Here is a 26,359-nt window from a genome sequence, read left to right as displayed (position 1 = left end):
CTCTTATCCAATTGTTTTACTGCTATAGATGTAAGTATTCATTAATGCCAAGCATAATATTCATATTTTAAATAGCTGCACCAGAAACACTCTTTCCAAGGTTATCTAGTCTAGTCATAACTAATACAGTACCTTTTGCATCATTTCCAAATACAAATACCAAGTAGAATCTGCTCTATGCGCAGTATTTGCATAGTATTTTGATTCTTAACTATTCCAACTGCTTTTCTCACTGCATCATTTGGCAAGTATAAAAATACAACATCTGCTTTATTTAAGCATCTTGCTCTTTCATTAGAATCATCTATTTTCAGCATCTTTATCAAGGGGATGCTTGTATAGCTAAATAGTAATATTTATAAATAGGCTCCTGCATCTATCTCTTACATAATACGTATTAAACTTCTTTCTTCATAATAATTTCAATGTATTTACTAAATCCAGCTGTTGCAAGAGAAGGTGCAAAAATCTGCACCAGTTCCCATCCCCCCTTTGCTTCTTCCTTTATAATATTATGATAATCCTCTTTAGGCTCATTGTTCCATTTTGAAATATCAATTCGAATAAATTTATACTCAAGCATTCGTTACCTCCTCCTCAACTTTTATTATTATAATTAGGCATTTGCGAAACGCAACAAGCTTTGTAATTTAAAGCTTGTTTATTTGCTAAACACAAACTACTCCTCACCAATTTATCGTAAAATTGAATTGTCTAGAAACAATTCATACTTAACCTCGAAAGGTATTGCACATTTATGATATCATACAAACAGCTTTCATTGGAAGATATTTTTGCAGATTGTCAAAATAAATTTTATGAAGACAAACCTGCATTTCTGTCATTACTCGAATCCCACATTAACCTTGATGAAACTGTTCCGGTTTCTTTCATAAACCATTTCTATACATCAACGGGTAGAACCCGTAAATACTCTTTAAACTCTATACTTTTGGCTTTGAATATCCAACGCATTTTTCTATTCCAACAAATTTAGAATACAGTAATTCTTTCTGTTTTTGAAATCAGTATTGCGAACTTGTTTCGCAATTACCCAATTATTTATAATAATTTATAAATCACGGAAAACAGAATCACTAAAATAGATGCTAATAATAATTTTTTAACTGATGTGGACATACCTACCTCTTCTTTATGAATAAAATTAATTTTTAGCCATTGCTTCTTTTGGCAGCGTTCTGTTATTGATTCGATATATGTGCATATAAGATATAAGGAAGCACAAAAATACAAACACTACATCTGCAAATACACAATAACTGTTTACATTATACTCCATTACTTTATACCCCAAGAAATTGCTTAAGGATTGATTAAATAAAATTGTAGTGATATATGTAGTAATTAATGATAAAAAAGAGCTAAGTAACAAAGTAATGAATAAACCACCATTGAAAGTCAAAATAATTGTTCGATTCGGCAGGCCCAAAGCTTTTAAAATACCAATCTTTACAGTCGTTCCTTTCATCAAATATGCAATGAGCAATAGAATAAAAACAACGGAAATCAAAGCTATGGAAATACATCCTATGAAAGCATTTCGAATCGTATATTGCTTCGCATAAAAATTCATTGTAATCGTTCCAATTGTCGAATCATTCATTTTAATCTCTTGGACTGCCGCCAAGGCTCGCTCATAAGCTTCTTTATTATCAACATATACGTATACAATATTGTCATCTATATTCTGATATTTATTTTTAAAAGTATCTTTTGATAAGATTATGGCACCCTTAAAATATTCAAGGTTATTACTCAATACTCCACTTAATGTATAGAGTCCTATGTCACTTTCTTGCCAATCATTTTTTAATGTGATAGGTATCTCAATTTTATCTTCAGCATTTACATTATAATAGTTTTTTGCATAATTGCCCATAATAGCTTGATTTTTGTCTTCTTTCGGTAAGTTTCCCTCAGCTATTTCGCCATTTAACTCAGTTTCCAAAAAATCATTTGGTACTCCATATATCGTATATTCAATATAATTGTTAGTTAATGGATCTTTGTCTGTCATCATACTCCTTGTAACAATACCATATACTTTTGCCTGTGAACCTAATCTTTCACTTAATTGGGAAGCAAGTTCTGGAATGTCATTGTAATATTTATACTTTAAGACTCCATCCTCATCCATCTTACCCTTTACTACAATATCTGGAACATTACTTTGTTTTAAATCATTGTCCATGCTTATCAATCTCATATTTAAAAACGTCAAGGCAAAAACAATAATTAAAATATATAAAATTAAAATTCTCTTCTTTTCAAATAATATTTTAGTAAAAATTTTAAATTTCAAGTTTCTCCTCCTCCACTATATTATTAAATCGCAATCTGCAAAGCTGAGATCTATTATAAATTAATTATATTATCCGCTATCTCATCAAAATGCTCCGAATGAGATGAAATAATTGCCATTCTATCTTTTTGATGACAATAATTATTAATAAATTTTACAATAATATCAATATTTTTATCATCTAAATTAGAAACTGGTTCATCAAATATGCATATCCTTGGATTTTTTAGAATTGCACGGGCAATTCCCACCCTTTGTTGCTCTCCACCTGATAGCTCATGGGGATAACAGTCTTTCTTTTCTTCCACCTGTAACATCCTTAATATTTCGATTGCCTTTAATGTTGCTTCTTCCTTTTTTAAATTTTGTGTACTTACATCTACCAGTATTATGTTTTCCAATACCGTAAGGCCTTGCAGTAAGTTATACTTTTGAAATACAATTCCAATTTCTTCTCGCCTGACTCTACATTTTTCCTCTGAATCCATATCACTAACCAACTTATCATTATAATATATTTTACCTGAATCCTCTTTGTCTAATAACGCTAAAATAGATAAAATAGTCGTTTTCCCTTTTCCAGAAAAACCTTTAATCAGGTAGATATGATTATCTTTAAATTCATAATTAAAATCCTTAATAACTGGTAATGTTATTTTATTCTTTTTATAAGATTTAAATATATTTTCTGCTTTAACTATCATTTTACTTTCCTTTCTTATTTTTCTGATGACATTTTTTGCAAAACGTAAAATCGAATAAATCCTTCTGTCGTTTCAACACACTTTTCATTTATTAAATTTAATGATAAAGCTTTAATAAAGCAGTTAATCTCATTTTTATCAATAATATTCTTGCAAGAAGTTCCTATATATCTTTTTACATTTCCAGTTTCCGTTTTCTCACTATACAAATTAACAAGAACCTTTTTTAATTCTAAATTCACTTGTTCAAACAAAATTGCAAACGATTGATTTCGATTGTTAAAATAGTAATGTGGCTTTAATTCTCCAGATTTCATTAATTTTCTTGAAAAATCGGTAAAATTAAAAATAAATATCCCCCCCTCTTTCAGTAAATGATTGCTAATATTGTAGAACAATTCCTCTTGCAATTTTGAGTTTAACAAACTAATCGAGATATGAGACAAGATAATCGTATCATATTTAATACCATTATTAAAGTTACACATATCATCTTTGAATAAAATTGGGTTTAAATTTTTCATATGACATTTTTTTTCAAGAATGTCAAGCATATCTTCTGATAAATCTACACCGGTGATATCATAGCCCTTGTCCAATAATGGAATCAATATTCTACCCGAACCACATGCCAATTCCAGAATCTTATTATTTTCTTTCTGAAACAGACCTTCATATATATCTAAATCAAAATCATCATTTGCCACTAAATTGTCATAAAATTTTGCAAAATATCCTTGATACATATCAGAATACGTAACATCATCTAAATTTAACTTTTGTATACCCTTACAAAATCCAAATAATTTCATCTATTTTATCCTCTTTTTTTAATTATTAAAAATAATAAATGTTTGATTTTCACCGACATGAAGTCTGGCATTATAGTCATAACTACTTAGTTCATATTTTTTATAAAAATAAGTAATAAATTTTACATATTTGCTTAAATATTTAATATTTGCAGATATATATTTGCAATAATCTTCTTTATTAAAACAAGAAGGTATATTGATACAACGCGGACACTCACTATTTGCATCGCATAAACTACATTTCGTTTCTATGAATCGACTATATTTCCCTAATGAATTTACCAAATCTGAGTAACCAGAATTTAAATTTCCTATACCACGTTTCGCTTCATCTTTTGTTTCACAAAAACAAGATAAAACATCATCTCCAACAATGGTAACTCTATCTATATTAAATTTATTGCATTCTTTCATAAAACGGCAAGAATTTATCACAATCCCTTTTAACATATTCTTAATATATATTATATTAGTCTCATAAAATAATTTTGCCTCTTCTGCCAATAGCTCATAATCTTGCACCATTTTTAAATTTCTTATTTTTACCTTTACTGCCTGGGGTATATAGTCATCATTATTTTGTACGTATATATATTCTTTTATTAATTGATAGAAAATCTGATTGGGCAAATAACAATTTTGGCTATATGCATTTTTCAAGTTTTCATCATATTGATTATTTTTAATTTTTAATATTTTTCTATTATCACAATATAACTGTTTTTTTATCTTTATACCCTTTGATTCAATGAAAACAGTACCATTGATGTCAATATTTTTTCCAATAAATAACAAGTCGTTTTTGTCTAGCTGCCTCACAAAAATACAAGTAACTTTATTACTATAATTAACATATTCACTTATATTGGTAAAAATATCAATCATTTTAATAGCTATATTTTTTATGTATTCTTCTCCATTATTAAGCTCTTTTAAGAATGGATAAAGCTTTCTTACATAATCTGGATAAAAAGTACGAAAAGGCAGCTTGTTGGGTGATTCCTCTTTAATAATATTATACTGTGCTCTATTTTCAAAAATTTTACTTCCGGGAAATGATGTAGTAAAACAAATGCTAACATTTTTCTGCATATTATTTTGATTTATATAATTTATAGTTGACGTTGCAGTTTCATACGATTCATAAGGAAGTCCAAAATTAACACTAAGAAATGGATTCATATCTTTCTTTTTGCATAATTCATACCCTTTTGTTACTTGATTGATATATTCTGATTCCGAGTTATTCTTTATTACCTTGCCAAGATGTTTCATTACTTCTACGGATGCGGTTTCCAATCCAATAACGATTTCCTTGAAATTGCATTCTACCATTAAATCGACAACATTCTCCGTGAGTAAATCTGCTCTTGTACAACACCAATATCGGTATTTATAAGTTTGTTTCAATAATTCACTGCATAACTTCTCCGTTCTATGTTTACTCATAGAAAAGCAATCATCTAAAAAGTTTAAGTATACATTTTTACCGTGAATATATCTACTGATATATTCTAATTCATACAAAACGCTATCAATCGAATGTAATTTAAAACTTTTACTTTCTTTTTTATAAGAACAAAAAGAACAATCTCCATAACATCCCATTGAAGTAATCATACCGACATTTTGTATTTCTATAGGAGGAATGAAATTGGAACTATAAGGTAGACCCAAATCATCCAAGGAATACTCAAAGCATTTACTCTCTGTTGTAATGACCGTATCTTCTTCTCTATAAATAATATTGTTTATATTACTGCTATTATCTTTGTTTATTAATCTTAATAAGGAAAATGGTGCTGCATAAGTAAGACAAATGTCTGCATCGATTTCGTTCATGTAATGCTTTCCTATATATTCAGCAGAAGAACCTCCAATAAATATTTTGGCAGATGCTTTTCTTTTTTTTATTTCATTAATAATCGTCTTTGTAACAAAATAATTATATTCATTAATATAAAAGAAATAATTTTCACATAACATTTGATTTAGATCGAATATTATTTTATTGATATTAGCAGGAGCCTTATTAATATATTGGTGAACCTTTATATCATGTTTCATAAGATAACTACCGATATACCCGCAAGCCAATTGATATTCTGCTCCACTTATATATCCATTAACATAATTCATATAGGTTAATACGATATCATACATATATGCATTTTCCTTCCCGCAACTTAAAACAAATAATTACTAAAAAAACTTTTCAAAATAGTAATTATATTGTTTGATTCTTCTCTCTTTATATTTAACATAGGTAATAAGATTAAACCTGCCATAGAACGATATACAAGCAGCCCCTCTTTTGAAAGCATGGATTGAATATAACAAATCTTTTTTTCATCTAGACAATCTATTTTATTTTCATGAACTAAATCAATTGATAATAATAGCCCGATTCCACGTATCTCTTTTACATTATTGCATCTATTTAGTTTTGATGCTAATTCTGATTTAAAATAGATCCCCTCTTGTAAAACATTGTTTTCAATATTAAGCTCTTTATATTCCTCTAATGCAGCAACAGCTGCTGCGCAAGCCAATACATTTCCAGCCTGCGTGGATCCGTGTGCCAGACATGCACCACTTTTTTTATATACCTGAACAATCTTATCATGTATAGTAACCGCTCCCAGGGGTAGGTATCCTGAATTAATTCCTTTTGCCATGCAAAGAATATCTGGCACAAAATCAGTGTAATTAAAATAGAATGCTTTTCCAGTTCTATAAAATCCCAAAGCTACTTCATCCATTGTAAATAGAACCTGATTGTCTTCACAAATCTTATATAAGCGGTTCATATAATTAATAGGTATAATTTCAAAGCCAGCAGAAACCAATACAGGCTCTATTATAATGCCTGCTATGCTTTCATGATTTTCTCGAATGTAGTGCTCTAACTGCTCTGCACATTCCGTAAATTCTTGTTCAACCATTTTAGCATTTGGTATGTCAAGATCTACTATATTTGGCAATAATGGACCATATCTTCTTGTTTCTTCTTGTGTAATACCACTTACACTCATGCTTCCATAATAAGTACCGTGATAAGATTTTTTGATGCATATTATCTTGTCTTTTGTCTCTTTCCCTCTAATTTTCCAATATTCCCTCATTGTTTTTATAGCCAAATCAACACTCTCTGATCCAGAACAGGTAAACTGTATTTTGTTCATACTATCTGGTAATAAATCCAAAATCTTATTTGCAGCTAAAATCGCGGTACTGTTTGTATGCTCAAACAAAGAACAATAAGATATTTTATCTAGCTGTTTATTAATGTAATCTTTAATTTTACTGTTTCCATATCCCAAAGATACATTCCACAAGCCACTGCATGCATCTATGTATCTCTTATTGTTATTATCATAGACATAAATCCCATTTCCACGCTCTATCATTAACTGATTAAAATAATTTTTTGCTACAGTGGAAAACGGATGCCAGATGGGATAATTTATCTCCTCATTTTGCTCCATCATGGTCCTTAAATTTATTGTATTCATTCTATATTTTCCTCTTAATCTGCTGTTTTTTGCACAAGATTTAATGTCCACATATATTCCAATATTTCTTCCTTATATTTATCGCAATCTGGATCTTTTCCCATAATTCCGTCATTGTTTTTCGCACAAGCCCTACATCCTCCTCCACAAAAATAGCGGAATTTGCATGATTTACAAAGAGGAATCTGGTCCACACACAGCATTCTGGCCAGTTCCTGCCCTTTCCCAATGATACCCTCAATAGAATCGGTTTTGATATCTCCAATACAGTCTTCTTCTCCATTTAACGAAGTGCAAGGATATATTTTACCATCAAAATTAATACTTACTGTTGCATCACCAGATCCGCATCCGGTAACTTTATAGCTATACATTACGTTATTTAAACGATCAGAAGCAAAGGAAACCGTTAGATATTTTGTTTTCTCTTTATCCTCTAAAAAAATTTCTTCACATTCTCTTTTGTAATGTATTTTTTGATTTACAATTTTTAAATTCTGTTTGAATTGCTCCAAATACTCTGCATATTTATAAATATTTGGTGATAAATCCTCTTTGTTTATTTCACCTCTTCCAACAGGCAGTAATTTCGTAACATGCATGTGACTAATCCTATTATCGTAAAGGAATTCTGGAAAACTTGGTAAATCACAAACATTGTACTTTGTTGCAGTGAATGATATATATATCTCTTTTACCCCAAGTTCTTTTGCATATTTAATACTTTCCAACGTTTTTTCTAAGGAATGATTTCCTCTGGTTTTCTGATTGATTTCTTCTTTTGTACCATCTACCGATACCTGTAAAAGATCAATTCTTGGAATAATGTCTGGATATATTTCTCTTCCTACTGTTCCATTTGTTATTATATTAACCGTGAATTCAAGTTCCTTTAAACCACTTACAAGTGGTAACAGATTCGGATACAAAAATGGTTCTCCTCCACTAATGATAACTTTTTTCCTATGTTCTTTCGGTAATTCTTTTAAAAATTCCAGAACTTCATGGTAATCAATATTTTTTATTCCTTTTGCATTTGCATCCGAATAACAGAACTGGCAATTCAAATTACAAATGTTTGTTGCATGAACCCAAATAGCATTTGGATAGGTAAACGACTGACTTGCATCCTCTGTTTTTTCTTTATCCACTTTAACAAATACTTTATTTTTAATTGCTTCTTCGATAAATGGTTCAAACTGTTTCTCTATAAAATCAACTTTAAAACCTTTTTCCTCGCTTAACATGGCTAAAGCTTCCGCAATACTATTTCCCTCTGAAACTTTTTTTATGATTTCATATCCTGATTTATTTGTTCTAAACCAATTAACATGATTAAAATCAACAAATAAGTACAAATTATTTTTTTCTAATATTTCAAATTCAGTATCAAACTTATATTTTACATTATAATCAACCATCTATTTTCTCCCCCTTTTGTACTTCACCATTTGGATGAATAATGCAATCAATTTCTTCTTCTGGAAACCAAATCTTAATATTTGAATCCGGACTAGGCTTCAATAGTATTCCTTTTTTTAATTCATCCACCTTTATATCTACCCTTTCGCCAATGTAGCTCAAATTACTGATCGTTCGTATCAGTATTCTTTCGTTCATTAATGGATTCCCCCTATTCCTCTCCAAGCTTTGATAAACTCTCATGATAACCTATAAATTTTTTACAGAAAAAAAACACTTCTCTTTGATCTTCAATAGTAAAATTGTCCGTTTCAACGATAGGTTCTAAGAGCGAATATCGATTATAAGAATTCGTAACTAATCTCATACCAAGCTTATCTCTGTGAATAAATTGCCACGTTCCCGGAAAAGGTGTATTAAAGGAAACAGCTAACTCTGCTCTATACTTATGAAACAATTCTTGAATAAAATATGCTGTTTGCCACATTGTTTCTTTCGTATCACAATAATGGCCTAACATAAAGGACAAACAAGTAACAATTCTGTTTTTATGCGTAATCTCAATGATTTTTTTAGCCTGCTCCAAATCAATCCCTTTTTTTAGTTTATTAAGTACTTCCTGGCTTCCACTTTCAATCCCATACTGAATAGCTATGCAACCAGCTTTATGCATTCTATATAATAATTCTTCATCCATAACATCGATTCTGGATTCACATTGCCAATGGACTTCTAAATCATAATAAAAAATCAAATCTAAAAATTTTGTAATTCGATTAGGTATAGCTGTAAAAGTATCATCAACAATATAAATTTTTAAAATTTTATTCCCAAACATAATCTTTAGCAATAACATTTCCATAAATATAGAATATTCATTTCTTGTTCGATAAGTTGCACCAGATAAAGAAGTGGCCGAACAATAAATGCATCTACCCGGGCAGCCTCGGCTAGTAGAAATATTGACAAATCCACCATATCTATGAATATCTGCCAATTCTCTTTTTATTATAGGCAGTAAATTTAAATCAAGAATATGCTTGCGTAATACATTTTTTACCACCACATTCTCTCTTTTAAATAACAATCCCGGAATTTGTTCATATCGAATTGTCTTTTCCCCTGAACCGAGTGCCTCCATTAACTCAAGAATAGTTGATTCTCCCTCTTTCATAATAACAAAATCAACTTCTTCATTTTCTATGCATTCATTTGGTTGCAATGTAGGATGCGGTCCTCCAAATACTATCTTAATATCTGGTACCTCTTTTTTAATAATTCTGCTTAATTTTAGTGCTTGATAAAAATTTTCTGTGTATACAGACAAGCCTATCAAAATAGGTTTTTCCAATTTAATGCGATCTATTAATTCAGAAACCTTCATTCTGTCATAGCACATATCAATAACAATAGGCTTATAACCATTTAATTCAAGATATGTACCTAATGCCATAATTCCTAGTGACGGATTATATCCGCTTTCCTCATCAACGAAATCTTTTTGAATATAATTTAAAATGGGCAAGTGTAATAACATAACTTTACTCATATTGAAGCCACCCATCCATATCATCTTCCAAGTTTAACATAACTAAATCATATCCCTCAAATTCATTTATCGCATCATAAACAATCTCCTCAATATAATCTTTATTGTTATTGTCTTTATATTTTTCATATAATTCTTCAATAATTTTCGCTATCGTTTTATTACCATCAATTTCTTTCCAAATTAAACTAGATGTTTCGTTCAACATTAATTGGCCTTTGTAGCTGTCAATAACTACATATCCGTCACTAACTTTCCAAGCAATTGTTTTTAAAATAGGTATTTTACTCATATCCATTTCAACAATCTCCTCTTTTCTTTGTAATTTATAAGAATCTACTATCAAATTGAATGGTACCTTTCATGTTCAATATTTATTCTGGAAATCAAATTATTTGATTGATTACTAAAATAAAAATATATTTGATTGCACCGTCAATACAAGTATGTAAAATAATACAAGGAACTAAGCTTTTGGTTTGCTCATAGATAAACGCACAAGCAAAACCTAACACATAGATAGAAATATAATTACACAGAATTTGAAAGGAAAACCCATAATGCATTGATTTTATTAACAAATTAATGTGTGAAAATATAAAAATTAATGCTGAAATATGCTGTGCACTTTTAGTACTAAACATTTTTTTTACTATTCCATATATATAACCCCTAAAAAATAATTCTTCTGCCACTGCTGCCACAAAAAAGGCTTGTACAACCATATGAATTGCCAGTGTATCTGAAACCGTACCACGTTCATGTAAATAAATTGGAATTCTTGCCAAATTTATATAGAAAAATACAATTAAAATTAAGAATGTAATCTTACTTGTTTCCTTATTTAAGAGAAAGGAGTTTTTTAAGCAATCACCACCCTGAAAATACATCCACACAAAGGGAATAAGATAAACTGGTAGCATTGCATATGTAGGTAATACAATTATTTGATGCAATATAATAATTCCTAGACTCCACTTTCCAGTTGTAATCATATAATAGAGAAAGTAGACTGCTATGATAGATATCATTAGCATTAGTATATACTTCACATGCAAATTATAACTATTACTTTCTTGTTCTTTGTAGCCACTCACCAAATACACAATGCTTAATACTGATATAATTGGTAATAAGCCAAATACATCTGAATATATAACCGGTAAAATAGTAATTATAATTCCAAATAGAATATCGATTTTTTTACTTAAATGATTACTACTATTTGAGTTTTCCAAAATATACTCCTTTTTAAATTCTAAATAAGGGAAACTTATATATATATTATAAAAGTTTCCCTTATTAAGTATTATGTAACAGCTATTCCTACCGTAACTCCCACGCCGACACCTGCTGCAACTGCACCTACTCCTAATGTATAGCTACATCCATCGCCACCTCCAGAGCTATCAACAGAGTTACATGAGAAACCCGAAGCACAAGTATTTCCACTGCATGCAAGCTCTCCTCCATGCAAAGAAGTTGATACATCTGGTACGTCTAAAATTGCTGGTCTTTTTAACATTCTACTCCCCCCCTTTCTATTATATTTTATAAATGTATTAATATACAATTTAGGTTATTGCTATGCCAATTCCTACTCCTGCAGCGATTCCTGCTATAACAGCAGGAACTAATGAAGCAATTTGAGAATCTCCTTTATCTAGTAAAGTTGAAGCACATGGCATTACTAAAACACTTGGCTTTTTAAGCATAATTACACCTCCTTTTTCCTTGTCTTAACTTGCTATTCAATATACCGAATCCTAGGTTATTGCCACGCCAACTGCAGCACCTGCAGCAACTCCTACTACAATACCTCCGGCTGCAAAACCAACTTGACAACCATCGCCACCTCCAGAACTATCTACCGATGAGCAGCTGTAGCCTGATGAACAAGTATTACCACTACACGCAAGCTCACCTCCATGTAAAGTAGTAGCTGCATCTGGCATTTCTAGAATTCCTGGTTTTTTCAACATAAATATCACCTCCCCGCTATAATAATAGCTATGTTAACCCCAGAATTCCAAACCAATGAATTTCATGAGAATAACCCAAGTTCATAAATTTGAATCTAATTTCTTTTACTTATCTCATCTATCATTAACTGCCAAATAGCATTTCCAGAATGTTCTTATGATATTTGCTTATTTTTATTACTCTGTTACCCAAATCCTCTTCATTTATATTATCTCTTTTCATTTTTAGCCAATATTGATTTGATTTATCTTGTGAATTTTCAAATTCAGATATTATTACCTTTGAAACAACTGCAAGATAACTTTTTTGACTTTTTATATCATATATTTGAACCTGATCCTTTACTTTTAGCTCAATTTTATCCTTATTAAAATTATCCAATTTTATTATTGTCTCATTATTTTCAAGCATAAATACACTGCTAACTTCAATTGTCTGATTCGTATTTAACTGACATATAGAATATAAAAAAATCACAAAAATTATGCTAGCCAAAGCACTTCCTAACCATGCATAATATACCATCCGTTTGTACTTAGCCATTTTTCCTCCGATATGTCGTATAATCAATTTTTGTTATTAATCACCATATTATTTCACTTATGGTCTGATTTTTGATTTAAAGAATTGAAAACAAAATATAATGTATAACAACTTACAGTAAACTTTCGGTTAAAAGCTTCCGCATTTTTGTATCGTAGCATCATTTATAATAATAATTTCATCCATATATTCCTTAATTGATGGATCGTGTGTAATATAGATTTTTATTTTATCTCTCCTATATTCCTGAATATTCTTTACTATATCAATCCCCAATTCATTATCTAAATGACTCGTTATTTCATCAAATATATAAATATCGGACTCTCTGAGCAAACCTCTTGCCATCGATATTCTTTGCTTTTGACCTTCTGATAATTGAATGCCCTTTTCTCCAATCATTGTCTCATACCCTTTTTCAAGGTATTGAACAAAATCTTCAATATGACATATCTTACAAACTTTTTTTAAAATTTCTTCTGCTATATTGTTATCACCTATTAATAGATTTTCTCTTATTGAATCATTTAGTATTATATTTTCCTGCATGACATATGTAATTTTTTTTCGAATCTCATTCACACTGATATCTTTTATATTCAACCCCTCAATATCAATATAACCACCTTGTAATTCATATAATTTCAAAAGCAAATTTGCCAACGTTGTTTTCCCTTGGCCACTTGGCCCCATAATCATATATGCTTGGTTCTTTTTAAATTCAAAATTCACATTATGAATCACATCTTTATCTGTATACTTAAAGCTAGCCTCTCTAATGCTTATCGTTTCAATTTTAGAGTGAATGACTTCTTTCTCTTGTTGGAAAGAAACATAATTTTCTGTTTCTAAGCTCAATATTTCATTTACACGCTCCATTGAAACATATGCATTTTGAAATTCTATATTAAAATTCATAATTGAATAGGAATACTGATAGAATTTCTCATTGATACTATCAAAAACAAATAATACACCAATTGTCATCCTACCTTTGCTTATCTCATAAATACCAATTCCAATAATAATAATAGAAGCAAAATAAGATATAAATGAAATACTCGAAGTAAAAAAATATTTAATTTTAAAATTATTAAATGCTAAATCTCTTAAGTTATTAATAATATTTAAGAATTTATTATTATTATAATTTAATTTATTAAATGCCTTGTAAAATTTAATATTTTTGTATAAGTGTGCAAGAAAATCAAGATTTTGTGATTCTTTTTCTTTTTGTTTACGACTTATTTTCTTAACATTATTAGAAAATTTATGAGAAATAAATAATTGTATACCACCGAACAACATTGCAAATATTGCAAGTCTTTTACTTATATAAAACATAATAATAGAATATAACAATACATTACTTAAATTAGTTATTAAGGTTAAAATAGCGGTTGATAAAAACTGGGCAATTGTATCAATATCATTAGTTCTATTAATTAAATCACCACTCTCATAATCTGTAATTTTAATCATACTAATTTTTTGAATATGATTAACAATTTTTTGTTTCAATTGGATGGAGATATTCTGCATTATATTTAAAATAAAGACGCCATTACAATAATTAATCATTGTATTAATAATAAAAGAAAGAACCATAATTGTTATAATTATAGGAAGTATATAAAATTTACTATTAACCAGAACATCATCAATAATCACCTTTAGCATTAATGTATAAATAAGTCCTACAATAGAACTTATGGCTATTAAATATAAAATTATCACATAATACTTTTTATTAGTTTTTACATATTTAAAGTAATTTTGAATTAATTCCATAAATGTTCTCCTCTTTAGTTTTTTTATTAATTGCTACTAATTTCTTCCTTTAGATATAACTTTAATATACTCGCCTATATTTGTCAATGACTACTTGTATAGTTTTATTTGAAGCAAGCTTTTTAGTAATAGTTTAATAACTTTCTAGCTTCATTTCATTTTAAAATTAACTATTTTAGGCTGAGCTATTATAGTAAACATCATAGAAAATATAAATCCAATATATCTATTTATTGCTTTTCCTCAATACCCTCAATTATATTCCTAAGGATATTTATAAAAATCACTGGGGATTTAAAAAGCCAATTCCTGCACAATACAGAAATCAGCTATTATTCTCCTCGTATTATAAGTTTATAGACCTCAATCATAGAGGCTATATACTTATTTTTTATGATATAGGTTTTAGATGAATTGTTGGTCATCTTGTCATACCTACATAGTTAATAAGTTACTTTATAGTCATGGTCCCAGATGTTACAATTAAGTTCACAAGAACTGTAGCTGTGGTCACTGCTTTAATTCTCCAGCAAAACATTTTGTTATTGCCAAGGAAGCTTGCAGCCCTAATGCTACGCTAAGACTTATTACACAAATGCTGCATCCCGGTATCTAGCCACCACCAGGGTATTTCTTACCGGAGGATGCTAATAACGCGAGGGTTAGGCAGGCGTAGTGATCTGGGACAAGCCATGATTGCATTCTTTTATTCTGCTATGAAAGGTGGTGATTATCCGTGAAAGAAAAAATCGATTACCTCTCAACGCTTTTTGTTGGGATTGATATTGCATCCCGTATTCATGTTATTTCTGCACTTGATTTTAATCAGGACTTCTTCATAAAAATGAAATCTATTGAAAATGCTCAGGAAGGTGCTACTCTTCTTGAACGTCTGATTGTTGATGTCCTTAATGCAAATCATCAGTTTAAATTCGTTGTAATCGGCATGGAATCAACAGGATTTTATGGAGTTCATCTGGCCAATTACCTTTCAGCCAGTGAGCTATTAGCCCCTTTTTCTGTCCGTGTTTATTGTCTCAATCCAAAGGAAGTGAAAAATTACAAGAAATTCTTCAATGATATCGGAAAGAATAATGGTATTGATTCCTTTGTTATCGCTGATTTTGCCCGCGTAGGTCGTATCAGCACCAAGCCTTGGCGTGGTTTCCAATACCTTGCCTTACAACGCCTGACTAGACATCGTAGCACATCACTGAATGTATTGCCAGAGAGAAAACATACATGCTAAATAACATCTTTCTGAAGTTCAGTGAGTATACCTTATTACGCAATGGAGAACATCCTTTTTCAAATAAATATGGTGCTACAGCCGAGGCTATTCTTACAGAGTTCACAACAAATGAGGACATAGTAAACACCTCTATTGAAGACCTTGTTGTATTCATTAGCTCTAAAAGTAAAGGGCGAATTGCTGACCCAGAAGAAACAGCCAAGATAATACAGGCGGCAGCTCGTAATTCATACAGGCTTGATCAATGCCTATATGAACCACTTACGATATCAATTGCCTCCTCATTTAACTGCATCAGCTCTTTTGAGAAGGAATTAAAAGCAATTGATAAAGCAATCTTTCAAACTGTGCAAGGGTTAAATCCCGTGGAATACACAGTGCTTAATTCCATCCCTGGAATTGGCAAGGTTTACTCTGCCGGAATTCTTGCTGAAATAGGTTCTGTTAAAGTTTTTCAAAGTGCTGACTCACTCGCAAAATACTGTGGTATCGTTTGGAATGATAATGATTCAGGCGATTTTGAATCAGAAGACAAACATATGAGTAAGGCTGGCAACCGTTACCTTCGGTATTACATCATTGAAGCAACCGGAAGTGTTATAAGACACTGTCCTGAATATGAACGCTTCTATCATAAGAAATATGCTGAAACAAGAAACCATCAGCACAAACGTGCACTCGCGTTGACTTCCCGTAAATTTATACGTCTGCTCTATGGTCTGCTGGACAAGAGCCAACTCTACTCTCCGGAAAAGAGTAGGTAATTCATATCTCATTCCAAATCTACGTTTTTTGTTAGGAAAGCCGTAGGTATATTAAAGTTACCATTCTGTACGAAAAACAAATCAAAATACTTCTTGACTATTTACCAAATTGCTATCTATGTATAGCCTAAAATAGAATTTCATTAATCATTGCTGGCAAAAGCCTTAGCTTCATTTAATCGTTCTTGAAATTGTATATAAAATCAATATTTATATCATATGGCTTCATGTAAAAGTTATTCAATATATACAAATTAATATCTTTAAGAAGATTATCATTGTGTGTACTTTTTATAGTGCTCCCTTGGCAACAAGCAGAAGTTGATAAAATGGAAAAAAAGCAAATATTATTAAAACAATTAAGCAATGTTGATAAACAAGAAAGAAAATTCCTAAGTCAAAAAGAAAATATTTATATTAAAAATAATTTCAAACCTGTTATGGATAAATTTCAAGACAAAATACCTGAGAAAGTTAAAACGACATTAGATATGGCATTCTACAAGGGATTTCAATTTGTGTTTAAAAAAGGTAATGCTTACATTGAAAGAACTTATAATAAAGAGAACATAAAGGGGCTTCCCATTGTGTGCTTGGGGAAGTTATCAATCCTTCTATTATTAGTAAGCTGGGTAAATATGCTAATCTTAAATATAAGAAAAGATATCTTCTTAAGAAAATAGAAGAATAATAGTATTAGGGGCTGTCCACTAAAAATTAGTGTAAATATCCTTTTTAGTGTAAAAAAACAAATCCCAGACTTCGAAAAGTAAGGGATTTATATAAAATATTAGAATGCGATTACAAAATATCTTAAATAAAAGATTGATAGAAACGCGGAAAGAATACCTTAACAGACTAAAAGAATACACTAGAAAAATATACATTTGTGGTGAAAGTAACAGTTATTCAAAAACAAATACCGATGCTACATTTAAATGTAAAAAAACTATCCCACCATACACAGATCTTGCAAAAAATGAGCTGTGCACTGGCAGTTTATTAACCGCTAGTGCGACAGCCCCTTTTCTATTTCTATATCAATTTATCTGATGACCTTAATAAAATCGCTCTGAGCCTTTATATCACCATTTGTTTGTAACACAATTTCTTTAAATTGATCTGAATTGGTTACTATTACAGGTGTTATAACTTGATATCCTTCTTCTTTGATTTTGCTAATATCAAACTCCGCCAGTAAATCACCTACTTTAATTTTATCACCATTTTTAACATGAAGCGTATAATATTTTCCATTTAGCCTTACCGTATCAATTCCGATATGAATCAGTAATTCCACCCCATCGTCTGAGGATAGACCAATTGCATGCTTTGTATCAAATACCATGTCTATCTTCCCATTAAATGGAGCAAATACCTTTCCATCCATCGGTTCAATCGCTGCACCCTTGCCTAACATTTCTTCTGAGAAAACGCCATCCTTTACCTCTGATAAAGTAACAGATTTTCCATTAATTGGGCATTTAACCACACATTCTTTACTCTCTTTAACTGTTCGAGCCTCATTGGTATCATTCGCCACTGAATTATGATTCTCTAATAAATAATCCTCAAGCTTTGACTTAATTACAGTTACCTTAGGCCCATAAATGATTTGAACTCCGTTTCCTTTACGAATGACCCCTGCTGCTCCAGAAGCCTTCAGTAAATCCTCTTGTACTTTATTAGCGTCGTAAACTGTAGTTCGTAATCTTGTCGCACAACAGTCAATATCACTAATATTGTCTTTTCCACCTAAACCTTTCGTAATCAATGCTGATACTTCATCATAGCTTTCGGCAATACTTTCTCCTTTTTTTGATTTTGCTGCATTCACATCAGCTCGTCTGTATAGTTTCACCTCATCCTCATTGTCTTCTCGTCCCGGTGTTTTTAAATTAAATCTCTGAATTAAAAAACCAAAAAATAAATAATATACAATGAAATAAACAATTCCTACAATAACAATCCAAATCCAGTTCGTTTTAGCATTTCCCTGAAGTACACCAAATAAAAACATGTCAATTAATCCACCTGAAAATGTCATACCGACTCCAACTTCAAAGATATGCATCAACATATAAGCACAACCCGCTAACACGCAATGAATTCCATATAATGCAGGTGCAACAAATAAAAATGTAAATTCAAGTGGTTCTGTAATACCAGTCAGCATGGAAGTAAGTGCCGCAGATAAGAGCAAGCCTCCGGCCGCTTTTTTCTTGGCAGGTAATGCACTTTTGTACATTGCAAGCGCAGCTCCTGGGAGTCCAAATATCATTAGCGGAAATTTTCCTGACATAAATCGAGTCGCTGAAACGCTGAATTTAGTTATGTTTGGGGAAGCAAGTTCAGCAAAGAATATATTTTGAGCACCCTCCACCAAACTGCCGTCAATTACCTGCGTGCCACCAACCGCTGTCTGCCAGAACGGTAAATAAAATACATGATGCAAGCCAAAAGGAATCAATAATCTTTCCATAAATCCATATAAAAACGTTCCTGCGTAACCAGATTCCATGACTAATTTGCCAACTGAATAAATACCTGACTGTATAACTGGCCAGACAAAGAACATAATAATTCCTACGATTAAATACACCAACGATGAAATAATTGGCACAAATCTTGTTCCCCCAAAGAAAGAAAGTACCTGTGGCAACTCAATCTTGTAATATTTATTATGTAGTATTGCTACACCAAGTCCTACAATAATACCTCCAAAAACACCCATTTGTAAGGATGTAATACCCAAAACACTCGTTGTAGAATTAGCAAGCATGGCATCTGCTCCACCATGAATTTCTATTAAGGTTCCAATTGCAGTATGCATAATTATAAAAGCAATCGCCCCCGATAAAGCTGCAACTTCTTTTTCCTTTTTCGACATACCGATAGCGACACCCATTGCAAATATCAAAGCCAGATTATTAAATACTGCGGTACCTGCACTTGACATCACTTTAAGAATCGCATTGATAGCTGTCCCATTTCCCATTATATCTTCTAAATGATAGGCAGCTAACGTAGTTTCATTTGTAAATGAACTTCCGATTCCCAGTAACAATCCTGCTACCGGAAGGATAGCGATTGGAAGCATAAAAGATCTTCCTACACGCTGTAAAATTCCAAATAACTTATCTTTCATTTTCTTACTAATCTCCTTATAAAATTATTTATATATATAAAAAGACCCAAAGAAAATATAATATGACGGAATCTCTCACTAAAGCTTTTCCATACATTTTAATTTTCTTCAGGTCTTGCCTGCATAATCAGTCACAATCCCGAATAGCAATCTTTAATTTTTCAGAACATTTTCAATCCACCATACTGATTCTTCGTAGATGAATAGTCAAAAATATTAATTCTTCTTCCGTAACTTTTTTCTTATAGTTTTCTAACACATACTGACCAATTAAGATTGCACATTGATAATCTTTTGGATAACGGCTTTTGACTATATTCTGAAAGGTAGTATCATCACCCTGTGGTACCTTATCAGAGAAAAGTCTTTGTCCAAAAAATTTTAAGTGAGTAATAAATCTTTCATAGTACAAAGATGAATCATCCAATTCCAACTTATAATAATTCTTTACTATCTGAATAATTTGTTTGATTAATTCTGTAATTTGAAACATACTACTCATATTCGTATCCAGTTCTGCATTTACAATGTGCAAGGTAATGAAGCCTGCTTCATCATCAGATAAACGAATACCTAGCTTATCACTAATAATATCCAATGCTTTCAGCCCAACACTGTATTCCACGGGATAGAACTTTTTAATTTCCCATAGCAATGCATTATGATATTCCAGATTCTTTCGTTTTCTTTCAATCGCAAAGCTAATATGATCCGTTAAAGTAAGATAAATATTATCATTTAATTTTTTATTCAAGCTTTGCTTTGCATAATCAATAATATCCGTTGAAGTCTGTATGTGTTCAATTGGAATATCCTGTAATAGGCTCAGCAGTTTATTAGAAGTCTTAGAATTCTCAATTTTGTAAATTTTTTCTATTTTAGCTTCCTGTATTTCTTCATTTACCTTTGTTCCAAACCCGATTCCCAAACCTCTTACTATAATTTCTTTTCCATCCATATCCTGAGAACAAACTATATTATTATTAATTACTTTCGTAATTAGATACATTTCCCCTTTTTCCTCTCACATCTAAAGTATAGGACATGGAAACAATCAGGCATTTGATGTGCAGAAATTTTAATAATTTCATAATTTTCCTATAATCAAAAAAAACCAGCTTCCGGATAAACTCCTATCCACAAGTTGGTCTTGCCTGCATAACCAGTCACAATCCTATTTAACCACAATTATTCTAACACTATTTTGTCCTTGTGTCAATAAATACTATCTGTTTTGTATTTAAATTATCGATGTTATCTCTTCTATTAAAATGTATGCTACCTTTTTATATTCGACTGGTCATTAACTAAAATATAAAATTTTATTTTTTCCAAATCTTTTTTCTATTTCTTCCTGTAAAAATGCTTCTCCTTCTCTTCTTAATTCCGATTTATAGCAATATTTACCCATACCTCTTCCAGTCATATACTCCTTATTGTAAAGTTCAATTGCTTCTGGGAAAGCATCGTTATTAATTTTTCTGTGAACAAAGCTATAAGTCATAAAAATAATCTCAAAAAACATTTGATCTTTCATTTTCTTTGACAATAAGTCATTGAGTATATCTAATAATTGAGAATACAGCACTTTCCAATTATCCACCAAAATAATTGGTGCTAATAAAATTCCTACCTTGTACTGTGCATCAACCATTTTATTTACTGCTTCTATTCGACTCCAAAGAGAAGCTGTCCCAAGCTCGATATTTTGAATCATATAAGTTGGATTAAGTGACATACGAAAAACTACTCTTTTCTTATGATCTAAGGAAAGCAATGGATCAACCATACTAAATTTGGTTGGAAAAGTCAGATTTCCTTTCCCATCTCTAATAAAATTCTCAATGGTCCACACCAAATTACCGGTCAATGTATTTTCCAATATCAAATCGCTGTTACTGCCGATTTCAAAGGTCAGTGCTCTTTCACTTTTATTTGAAAAACGAACCAGTCTGTCAAGCATTTGTTCCCTATTCACAAACAATCGAAGATAGGAACATTTATTGTAATTGCAAACTAGATAGCAATATAAACACATTGCACTGCACCCAGAGCTTGTATAAGGCACAAGATAATCCGATACCTTATGATTTTCTGTGTATTTGTGTGTTTTCCGAACACCCAGAATAAATAACTTTTTCATGCTGACAAATTCTTTATTTTCTTTTGCACGAAGCTCTTCTATATTGTTATGACTATCAATTTCAATCCACTCTATTGACTGATATTTTTGATAAAGCTCTTTCCCTAATTCATAATTTAATACATCTGTTTCATAATAAATTCTTGCTGGCTGCATAAGTCACTTTTCCTTTACTTTTCTATTAATTATAGTTTCTGCAAAATGGAAAAGTTTATACCTTATCTTAACAGCCTGAAGCTATTATGTTTCTTGCTCTATCCGGATAGTTTGTAATGATTGCTTCTATTTTATTATCTACTAAATATTTCATGTGCTCTTCTTCATCTGCATACCATACATGCAAAGCAATACCATAGTCCTTACATTGCTTTACGAAATTTTTATCAATTGCTCTCCATATTGGGGGATGTAAGGCTTTGATACCGAGTCGGTTCGCATATTCCGCTACATCCAGAAAGCCATCTGAATATAATAGCCCTACTCTAGCCTGACTATCCATCTCCTTTATTATTAAAATGCTTGGATGATAAAAAGAGGAGTAAATCACTCTGTCTTGCATGTTCCACTTCTTGACAGTTTGAAATGCTTTCTCCTCAATACCAGGGTATTGAAAAACTCCCGTCTTCAGTTCTATATTAATCGTTAAGTCAGTTGGTTCTATTAATTCAAATACTTCATCAAGCGTCGGAAGTGTTATATTTTGCTCCTCTGTAAACACATTCTTACAATGAAGTTTTTTTAATTCTTGCAACGTGTAGTTCTTTACAAAACCTTTTCCATTTGTCACACGATTTAGCTTTTCATCATGAATTACTATGACTTTGCCGTCTTTTGTTAATTGTATGTCGAGTTCCACACCATCAGCCTTTTGCTCTATTGCTACCTCAAATGCCCTTAATGTATTTTCAGGAGCATAGCCGCTTGCTCCTCTGTGTGCCCATACCTTTGTTGTCATATCATCGCCTCTTTCTTTATTCATAAATTAGTCATTAACAAAAAAATAAGTGCCATTTATTATACTTATGCTATATACCCTTTTTTATCATCCATATATATTACAATTTCACCTGTATAGGGTGCCATAGCGTAATTTTTATTCGTATTTTCACCACTCCGTTCGATTTTATAATATATATCTTTGGAGTTTTAATACTTCATATGGTTACTACTATGAGTAATTTCGTGATTGTAATGATAATCATGTAACCAAAGGGCGGTATTTTCTTATCATAGAGCAGACGGCTGTCCTTTAACTGCTCCATTGCTTTGATTTGTTTATTCATTATAACATACTTATTACATTTGAAAATTTAATATTTTACTCTTTTTAATTTTAGTTTTCCCATACTTCCTCCATTTTGATTTTATAAACACATTGATTAATTATGTCTCTTTATACTTATTCATAATATTAGTTTCAATTAATTCGATCATATCCAAGTAATTACAATTAATATACTTAAACAAACTAATAGTCCCATAGTATTTCCATTCTTTACGTTCTAATTCGCTTTGTGGTTTTATTAATTCTAATATATTATCCTGATATTTTTTAACATAACTATAAATTATACTATTTTTATTAAAGTTATTGATTATTAAGTCATTCAACCAATTATATATACGCAACATGTTTTTACTTTCATAATAATATTCATACAATAATAAATGATATATTAATTTGCATAAATTATTTTTCATATTAAAAACATATTTATTGTCTATTCTCATAAATTTTATTATATATAACTATTAAATAAAATAAAGTATTTTTATTTATTTTTTACTTTCAGTTCAATTTTAATGAGTATATACAAATAATTCTATTCTATCCTTTCTTTTAAGGTTAAATTCAACTTTGCCTTAAAAAAATATATTTTTCCACTCCATGCCCTTATGCCCTCACGTTATTACATAATTTTACGTCCTCGATCTTGTATAAATTTATAATCCAAGTAAAGTTGTACACAGTTTTTGTTTAATATATTATTTTTCTTTTTTAGATTCATAAATAACCCAAAATATAGAATTAATAATAATTGCTATTATAATTCCATACCATTTATAATCTAATTTCATTACAATCCATAATGCAAAGTACATAACAACAATGCTCGCTAAAAACCATAATCTCTTTTGTCTTTTCATACTTATCTACAACCTCTCTATTTTTATTTATAAAGCATATTTTACTATACAAAAATATAGTACTGTTTCTTCTAAACTACTAATATAATACCTAAATCGCATTGCCAAAACCAATACTGCTTTTTAATTGCAATATATGCAATCACTAAACCAAGTAAAATTACGACAACCAGTATGATTACCACTACACTAATGGAAATATTACTTAGCTTATCTTTCGTTAACATATATTTACCTGCGGTATCCAAACTGATATTAGATAAATCATCTGCTTTTAACTTCTGATATTTATTTTTAGTTTCGTTATATATATATAAGTAATGATAACCCCCATCATCTAATTCTAAAGTAATTAACCCAGGTAGGTTATTTCCATCATTTATTAAAAATGCAAGCTTACCATTCTCTTTTTCAAAATTGATTTCTGTATTTAATTCATTTTCGTAATTGACAATGTCTGTTCCTTTTATGGTTAAAGTATAACCTTCACCTAAAATATGTATTGTTTTTTCTGTTTCATATAATGCTTTTATAATATTTTTGCTAATTATTTTATAATCTTTTACATCTATTACTATTTCATCAGAATTGTTTTCATCTCTTAATTGATCTATAATAACGGATTCATTTTCACTTAAATTTACAACCTTTGTACTCGATACTTCTGCAATCGCCTTGTCTATTGTGTCTTGATCGGCTTCTCCGCTTTCGTTTACAATGACTGTCACAGCGGCACTTAAATCTCCGTTTGATACAAGTATTGAGGTAGTTCCTATACTTTTTGCATTTATCGTTCCATTTGCTGTTACGGTCGCGATTTCTTTATCGGTTGACTCATAAGTCATTGCTTGATCTGCATCACTAGGTAATGCACTTGATGTTAACTTAAATTCATCTTTCGGTTTTAGTATTACATAATTTTTATTAACATCTATTTTAGTAGTTTGTACTTTAACGATAATATTAACATCTTTTGAAATATCACCTGCTTGAACTGTTATAGTAACCGTTCCTTTTCCTACTCCCTTTACTTCACCAGATGATAATACAGTCGCTACCTCTGTGTTACTAGAGGAATACGTTAAGGTAGAATCGGTTGCATCGGATGGTTTTACTGTAGCTGAAAGTGTCTGTGTCTTGTCCACATACATTTCAGTTTCATAATTACCAATCTCTATGTCAGTTACTGCGGTATCATTTGTTTTTTTTACCGTTAATTGAAAACTGTTTTTCGTTTCACCACACATCACTGTTATTTTTGCTGTTCCTACCGAAATGGCTGTAATTCTTCCCATTTCATTGATCGTTGCTACTTTTTCGTTACTGGTTTGATAAGTAAGTGTTTGGTCTGTAGTATCAGTAGGTAATACGGTGCCAGAAAGCAATTGTTTTTCTCCTACTGCCATACTTTCCTGATAATCTCCTAAATCAATTTCGGTAGCTGTAATCGTTTCCTCTTCATTCACAGTAATTTGTATCTCTTTTGAAATTGTTCCTGCACTCACTGTAATAGTAACCGTCCCTTTGGCAATCGCCGTAATTTCACCAGTTGAACGTATCGAAGCGATATTGGAATTGCTTGACTGATACGTTACAGTCGTGTCAGTTGCATCAGAAGGTAATACGTTGGTAGAAATTGTCTGTGTCTCTCCTACTTTCATTCCTGTTTCATAATTACCAACTTCAATATCGGTTACTTCTACATCATTCGACTGCTTAACGGTCAATTGAAAGCTATTTTGAACAGAACCACACGACCCAGATATTTGAGTTGTTCCTTCTGAAATTGCAGTGATTCGCCCCAATCCATTAATGGTTGCAACACTTTCGTTACTGGATTGATAGGTGATTGTTTGATCGGTCGTATCAGTTGGTAAAACGGTAATGGTCAGAAGTTGCTTTTCTCCTACTATCATTTCCTCTTGATAATCTCCCATATCAATTTCAGTTGCACTGATTGTGGTTTGGTTGCTATCAATTTCAATTGTTTTTTGGTTATTTTCTAATTGAGATGTTGTTACATTATTTAGAAGATTATTTTTTGTTTTTACTAATGTGTCAGACGCTACCTTTTTTATTGTAACTGTTTTAGTCGAACTCTTACTGTAATTAATATTTCTTTCTAAACCTATTTTCGAAGCGTAACCAGTACTTTTACAACTAAAAACTAATAAAATAATTAATACAATTATATTTAACTTTTTCATTCCCTTAACCCATCACTAATCGTAATTTTTATCATTTATACTTACTTGTAAT

General features: G+C 30.7%; 26 protein-coding genes and 1 pseudogene. 4 read left to right on the top strand and 23 right to left on the bottom strand.

The features are described 5' to 3' along the window. Window positions 1-397: 397 nt before the first annotated feature. Window positions 398-583, bottom strand: coding sequence for a DUF4177 domain-containing protein (locus C8E03_RS06845; RefSeq protein ID WP_094379309.1), 186 nt, complete (start codon window positions 581-583; stop codon window positions 398-400). A 174-nt stretch (window positions 584-757) separates the two neighbouring features. Here C8E03_RS06845 and C8E03_RS22405 point away from each other — a divergent pair. Further along, window positions 758-979: pseudogene (locus C8E03_RS22405) on the top strand (ISNCY family transposase); the annotation flags it as partial. Between the two features lie 186 nt (window positions 980-1,165). Here C8E03_RS22405 and C8E03_RS06835 read toward each other — a convergent pair. From C8E03_RS06835 to C8E03_RS06770, 15 genes are all read right to left on the bottom strand, one after another. Next, on the bottom strand, window positions 1,166-2,323 hold the full coding sequence (locus tag C8E03_RS06835; RefSeq protein WP_094379311.1) for an FtsX-like permease family protein: 1,158 nt from the start codon (window positions 2,321-2,323) through the stop codon (window positions 1,166-1,168). Between the two features lie 53 nt (window positions 2,324-2,376). Beyond that, window positions 2,377-3,027 carry an ATP-binding cassette domain-containing protein gene (locus tag C8E03_RS06830; protein WP_094379313.1) on the bottom strand — a complete coding sequence of 217 codons (651 nt, stop codon included), beginning with the start codon at window positions 3,025-3,027 and terminating at the stop codon, window positions 2,377-2,379. 14 nt (window positions 3,028-3,041) lie between these two features. Further along, a complete protein-coding gene (locus C8E03_RS06825) occupies window positions 3,042-3,839 on the bottom strand; it encodes a class I SAM-dependent DNA methyltransferase (RefSeq protein ID WP_094379315.1) in 798 nt (265 codons plus the stop codon). 18 nt (window positions 3,840-3,857) lie between these two features. Further along, entirely contained in the window at window positions 3,858-6,005 is a 2,148-nt protein-coding gene (locus tag C8E03_RS06820; protein WP_094379317.1) for a B12-binding domain-containing radical SAM protein, read from the bottom strand. 23 nt (window positions 6,006-6,028) lie between these two features. Further along, entirely contained in the window at window positions 6,029-7,357 is a 1,329-nt protein-coding gene (locus tag C8E03_RS06815) for an aminotransferase family protein (RefSeq protein WP_094379319.1), read from the bottom strand. A 14-nt stretch (window positions 7,358-7,371) separates the two neighbouring features. Continuing rightward, window positions 7,372-8,778, bottom strand: coding sequence for a radical SAM/SPASM domain-containing protein (locus C8E03_RS06810; protein WP_094379320.1), 1,407 nt, complete (start codon window positions 8,776-8,778; stop codon window positions 7,372-7,374). Next, window positions 8,771-8,977: a hypothetical protein gene (locus C8E03_RS06805; RefSeq protein ID WP_094379322.1), complete on the bottom strand. Its 207-nt coding sequence runs from the start codon at window positions 8,975-8,977 to the stop codon at window positions 8,771-8,773. Before C8E03_RS06805 ends, C8E03_RS06810 begins: the two co-directional genes overlap by 8 nt. A gap of 13 nt (window positions 8,978-8,990) precedes the next feature. Then, a complete protein-coding gene (locus C8E03_RS06800; protein WP_170122920.1) occupies window positions 8,991-10,328 on the bottom strand; it encodes a B12-binding domain-containing radical SAM protein in 1,338 nt (445 codons plus the stop codon). Further along, on the bottom strand, window positions 10,321-10,626 hold the full coding sequence (locus tag C8E03_RS06795) for a PqqD family protein (RefSeq protein WP_094379326.1): 306 nt from the start codon (window positions 10,624-10,626) through the stop codon (window positions 10,321-10,323). Before C8E03_RS06795 ends, C8E03_RS06800 begins: the two co-directional genes overlap by 8 nt. A gap of 88 nt (window positions 10,627-10,714) precedes the next feature. Continuing rightward, complete coding sequence (locus C8E03_RS06790) at window positions 10,715-11,566, bottom strand: CPBP family intramembrane glutamic endopeptidase (RefSeq protein WP_094379328.1); 852 nt, start codon at window positions 11,564-11,566, stop codon at window positions 10,715-10,717. Window positions 11,567-11,637: 71 nt separating this feature from the next. Next, on the bottom strand, window positions 11,638-11,853 hold the full coding sequence (locus tag C8E03_RS06785; RefSeq protein ID WP_094379329.1) for a hypothetical protein: 216 nt from the start codon (window positions 11,851-11,853) through the stop codon (window positions 11,638-11,640). 49 nt (window positions 11,854-11,902) lie between these two features. Next, window positions 11,903-12,043, bottom strand: a complete 141-nt coding sequence (locus C8E03_RS21905; protein ID WP_170122919.1) for a hypothetical protein — start codon at window positions 12,041-12,043, stop codon at window positions 11,903-11,905. Window positions 12,044-12,094: 51 nt separating this feature from the next. After that, window positions 12,095-12,310 carry a hypothetical protein gene (locus C8E03_RS06780; protein WP_094379331.1) on the bottom strand — a complete coding sequence of 72 codons (216 nt, stop codon included), beginning with the start codon at window positions 12,308-12,310 and terminating at the stop codon, window positions 12,095-12,097. Between the two features lie 124 nt (window positions 12,311-12,434). Next, window positions 12,435-12,854: a hypothetical protein gene (locus C8E03_RS06775; RefSeq protein WP_094379333.1), complete on the bottom strand. Its 420-nt coding sequence runs from the start codon at window positions 12,852-12,854 to the stop codon at window positions 12,435-12,437. A gap of 129 nt (window positions 12,855-12,983) precedes the next feature. Beyond that, complete coding sequence (locus tag C8E03_RS06770; protein ID WP_094379335.1) at window positions 12,984-14,645, bottom strand: ABC transporter ATP-binding protein; 1,662 nt, start codon at window positions 14,643-14,645, stop codon at window positions 12,984-12,986. A gap of 736 nt (window positions 14,646-15,381) precedes the next feature. Between C8E03_RS06770 and C8E03_RS22400 the strand changes: the two genes are divergently transcribed. The 3 genes from C8E03_RS22400 (at window position 15,382) to C8E03_RS06760 (ending at window position 17,344) form a co-directional block, all read left to right on the top strand. Further along, window positions 15,382-15,894 carry an IS110 family transposase gene (locus C8E03_RS22400; RefSeq protein ID WP_242993423.1) on the top strand — a complete coding sequence of 171 codons (513 nt, stop codon included), beginning with the start codon at window positions 15,382-15,384 and terminating at the stop codon, window positions 15,892-15,894. Continuing rightward, the gene (locus C8E03_RS22395; RefSeq protein WP_242993421.1) at window positions 15,888-16,661 is read left to right on the top strand and encodes a transposase; all 774 of its coding nucleotides are present in this window, start codon (window positions 15,888-15,890) and stop codon (window positions 16,659-16,661) included. The genes C8E03_RS22400 and C8E03_RS22395 overlap by 7 nt, the downstream gene beginning before the upstream one ends. Before the next feature lie 329 nt (window positions 16,662-16,990). Continuing rightward, window positions 16,991-17,344 (top strand): EcsC family protein, encoded by a 354-nt coding sequence (locus C8E03_RS06760; RefSeq protein WP_146212303.1) that lies wholly within the window; start codon window positions 16,991-16,993, stop codon window positions 17,342-17,344. A gap of 362 nt (window positions 17,345-17,706) precedes the next feature. Here the strand turns inward: C8E03_RS06760 and C8E03_RS06755 are convergent, their stop codons facing one another. The 7 genes from C8E03_RS06755 to C8E03_RS06730 form a co-directional block, all read right to left on the bottom strand. Beyond that, window positions 17,707-19,809: a PTS transporter subunit IIABC gene (locus C8E03_RS06755; RefSeq protein WP_094379338.1), complete on the bottom strand. Its 2,103-nt coding sequence runs from the start codon at window positions 19,807-19,809 to the stop codon at window positions 17,707-17,709. Between the two features lie 172 nt (window positions 19,810-19,981). Next, window positions 19,982-20,818 carry a BglG family transcription antiterminator LicT gene (licT, locus tag C8E03_RS06750; protein ID WP_094379340.1) on the bottom strand — a complete coding sequence of 279 codons (837 nt, stop codon included), beginning with the start codon at window positions 20,816-20,818 and terminating at the stop codon, window positions 19,982-19,984. A 294-nt stretch (window positions 20,819-21,112) separates the two neighbouring features. After that, entirely contained in the window at window positions 21,113-22,108 is a 996-nt protein-coding gene (locus tag C8E03_RS06745; protein WP_094379342.1) for an SPL family radical SAM protein, read from the bottom strand. A gap of 67 nt (window positions 22,109-22,175) precedes the next feature. Continuing rightward, window positions 22,176-22,907 (bottom strand): glycerophosphodiester phosphodiesterase, encoded by a 732-nt coding sequence (locus tag C8E03_RS06740; protein WP_094379344.1) that lies wholly within the window; start codon window positions 22,905-22,907, stop codon window positions 22,176-22,178. A gap of 199 nt (window positions 22,908-23,106) precedes the next feature. After that, entirely contained in the window at window positions 23,107-23,235 is a 129-nt protein-coding gene (locus tag C8E03_RS22585) for a hypothetical protein (RefSeq protein WP_278321170.1), read from the bottom strand. Window positions 23,236-23,938: 703 nt separating this feature from the next. Then, on the bottom strand, window positions 23,939-24,100 hold the full coding sequence (locus C8E03_RS21900; protein ID WP_170122918.1) for a hypothetical protein: 162 nt from the start codon (window positions 24,098-24,100) through the stop codon (window positions 23,939-23,941). A gap of 71 nt (window positions 24,101-24,171) precedes the next feature. Continuing rightward, window positions 24,172-26,307: an Ig-like domain-containing protein gene (locus C8E03_RS06730; RefSeq protein ID WP_094379348.1), complete on the bottom strand. Its 2,136-nt coding sequence runs from the start codon at window positions 26,305-26,307 to the stop codon at window positions 24,172-24,174. Between the last annotated feature and the right edge of the window lie 52 nt (window positions 26,308-26,359).

The sequence above is a fragment of the Lachnotalea glycerini genome, assembly GCF_003201285.1.
Classification (GTDB): Bacteria; Bacillota; Clostridia; order Lachnospirales; family Lachnospiraceae; genus Lachnotalea; species Lachnotalea glycerini.
Note: the sequence above shows the minus strand (reverse complement) of the source record. Positions and strands in the feature narration are given on the sequence as shown.

Excerpts from the sequence above, each read along its gene's own strand:
- C8E03_RS06775 (WP_094379333.1), bottom strand. The coding sequence starts at position 12,854 with ATGGCTAAGTACAAACGGATGGTATATTATGCATGGTTAGGAAGTGCT.
- C8E03_RS06760 (WP_146212303.1), top strand. The coding sequence starts at position 16,991 with ATGGAAAAAAAGCAAATATTATTAAAACAATTAAGCAATGTTGATAAA.
- C8E03_RS21900 (WP_170122918.1), bottom strand. The coding sequence starts at position 24,100 with ATGAAAAGACAAAAGAGATTATGGTTTTTAGCGAGCATTGTTGTTATG.
- C8E03_RS06825 (WP_094379315.1), bottom strand. The coding sequence starts at position 3,839 with ATGAAATTATTTGGATTTTGTAAGGGTATACAAAAGTTAAATTTAGAT.
- C8E03_RS06800 (WP_170122920.1), bottom strand. The coding sequence starts at position 10,328 with ATGAGTAAAGTTATGTTATTACACTTGCCCATTTTAAATTATATTCAA.
- C8E03_RS06755 (WP_094379338.1), bottom strand. The coding sequence starts at position 19,809 with ATGAAAGATAAGTTATTTGGAATTTTACAGCGTGTAGGAAGATCTTTT.
- C8E03_RS06740 (WP_094379344.1), bottom strand. The coding sequence starts at position 22,907 with ATGACAACAAAGGTATGGGCACACAGAGGAGCAAGCGGCTATGCTCCT.
- C8E03_RS22395 (WP_242993421.1), top strand. The coding sequence starts at position 15,888 with ATGCTAAATAACATCTTTCTGAAGTTCAGTGAGTATACCTTATTACGC.
- C8E03_RS22585 (WP_278321170.1), bottom strand. The coding sequence starts at position 23,235 with ATGAATAAACAAATCAAAGCAATGGAGCAGTTAAAGGACAGCCGTCTG.
- C8E03_RS06770 (WP_094379335.1), bottom strand. The coding sequence starts at position 14,645 with ATGGAATTAATTCAAAATTACTTTAAATATGTAAAAACTAATAAAAAG.
- C8E03_RS06780 (WP_094379331.1), bottom strand. The coding sequence starts at position 12,310 with ATGTTGAAAAAACCAGGAATTCTAGAAATGCCAGATGCAGCTACTACT.
- C8E03_RS06795 (WP_094379326.1), bottom strand. The coding sequence starts at position 10,626 with ATGGATATGAGTAAAATACCTATTTTAAAAACAATTGCTTGGAAAGTT.
- C8E03_RS06820 (WP_094379317.1), bottom strand. The coding sequence starts at position 6,005 with ATGTATGATATCGTATTAACCTATATGAATTATGTTAATGGATATATA.
- C8E03_RS06815 (WP_094379319.1), bottom strand. The coding sequence starts at position 7,357 with ATGAATACAATAAATTTAAGGACCATGATGGAGCAAAATGAGGAGATA.
- C8E03_RS06830 (WP_094379313.1), bottom strand. The coding sequence starts at position 3,027 with ATGATAGTTAAAGCAGAAAATATATTTAAATCTTATAAAAAGAATAAA.
- C8E03_RS06805 (WP_094379322.1), bottom strand. The coding sequence starts at position 8,977 with ATGAACGAAAGAATACTGATACGAACGATCAGTAATTTGAGCTACATT.
- C8E03_RS06810 (WP_094379320.1), bottom strand. The coding sequence starts at position 8,778 with ATGGTTGATTATAATGTAAAATATAAGTTTGATACTGAATTTGAAATA.
- C8E03_RS21905 (WP_170122919.1), bottom strand. The coding sequence starts at position 12,043 with ATGCTTAAAAAGCCAAGTGTTTTAGTAATGCCATGTGCTTCAACTTTA.
- C8E03_RS06785 (WP_094379329.1), bottom strand. The coding sequence starts at position 11,853 with ATGTTAAAAAGACCAGCAATTTTAGACGTACCAGATGTATCAACTTCT.
- C8E03_RS06745 (WP_094379342.1), bottom strand. The coding sequence starts at position 22,108 with ATGCAGCCAGCAAGAATTTATTATGAAACAGATGTATTAAATTATGAA.
- C8E03_RS06730 (WP_094379348.1), bottom strand. The coding sequence starts at position 26,307 with ATGAAAAAGTTAAATATAATTGTATTAATTATTTTATTAGTTTTTAGT.
- C8E03_RS06845 (WP_094379309.1), bottom strand. The coding sequence starts at position 583 with ATGCTTGAGTATAAATTTATTCGAATTGATATTTCAAAATGGAACAAT.
- licT (WP_094379340.1), bottom strand. The coding sequence starts at position 20,818 with ATGTATCTAATTACGAAAGTAATTAATAATAATATAGTTTGTTCTCAG.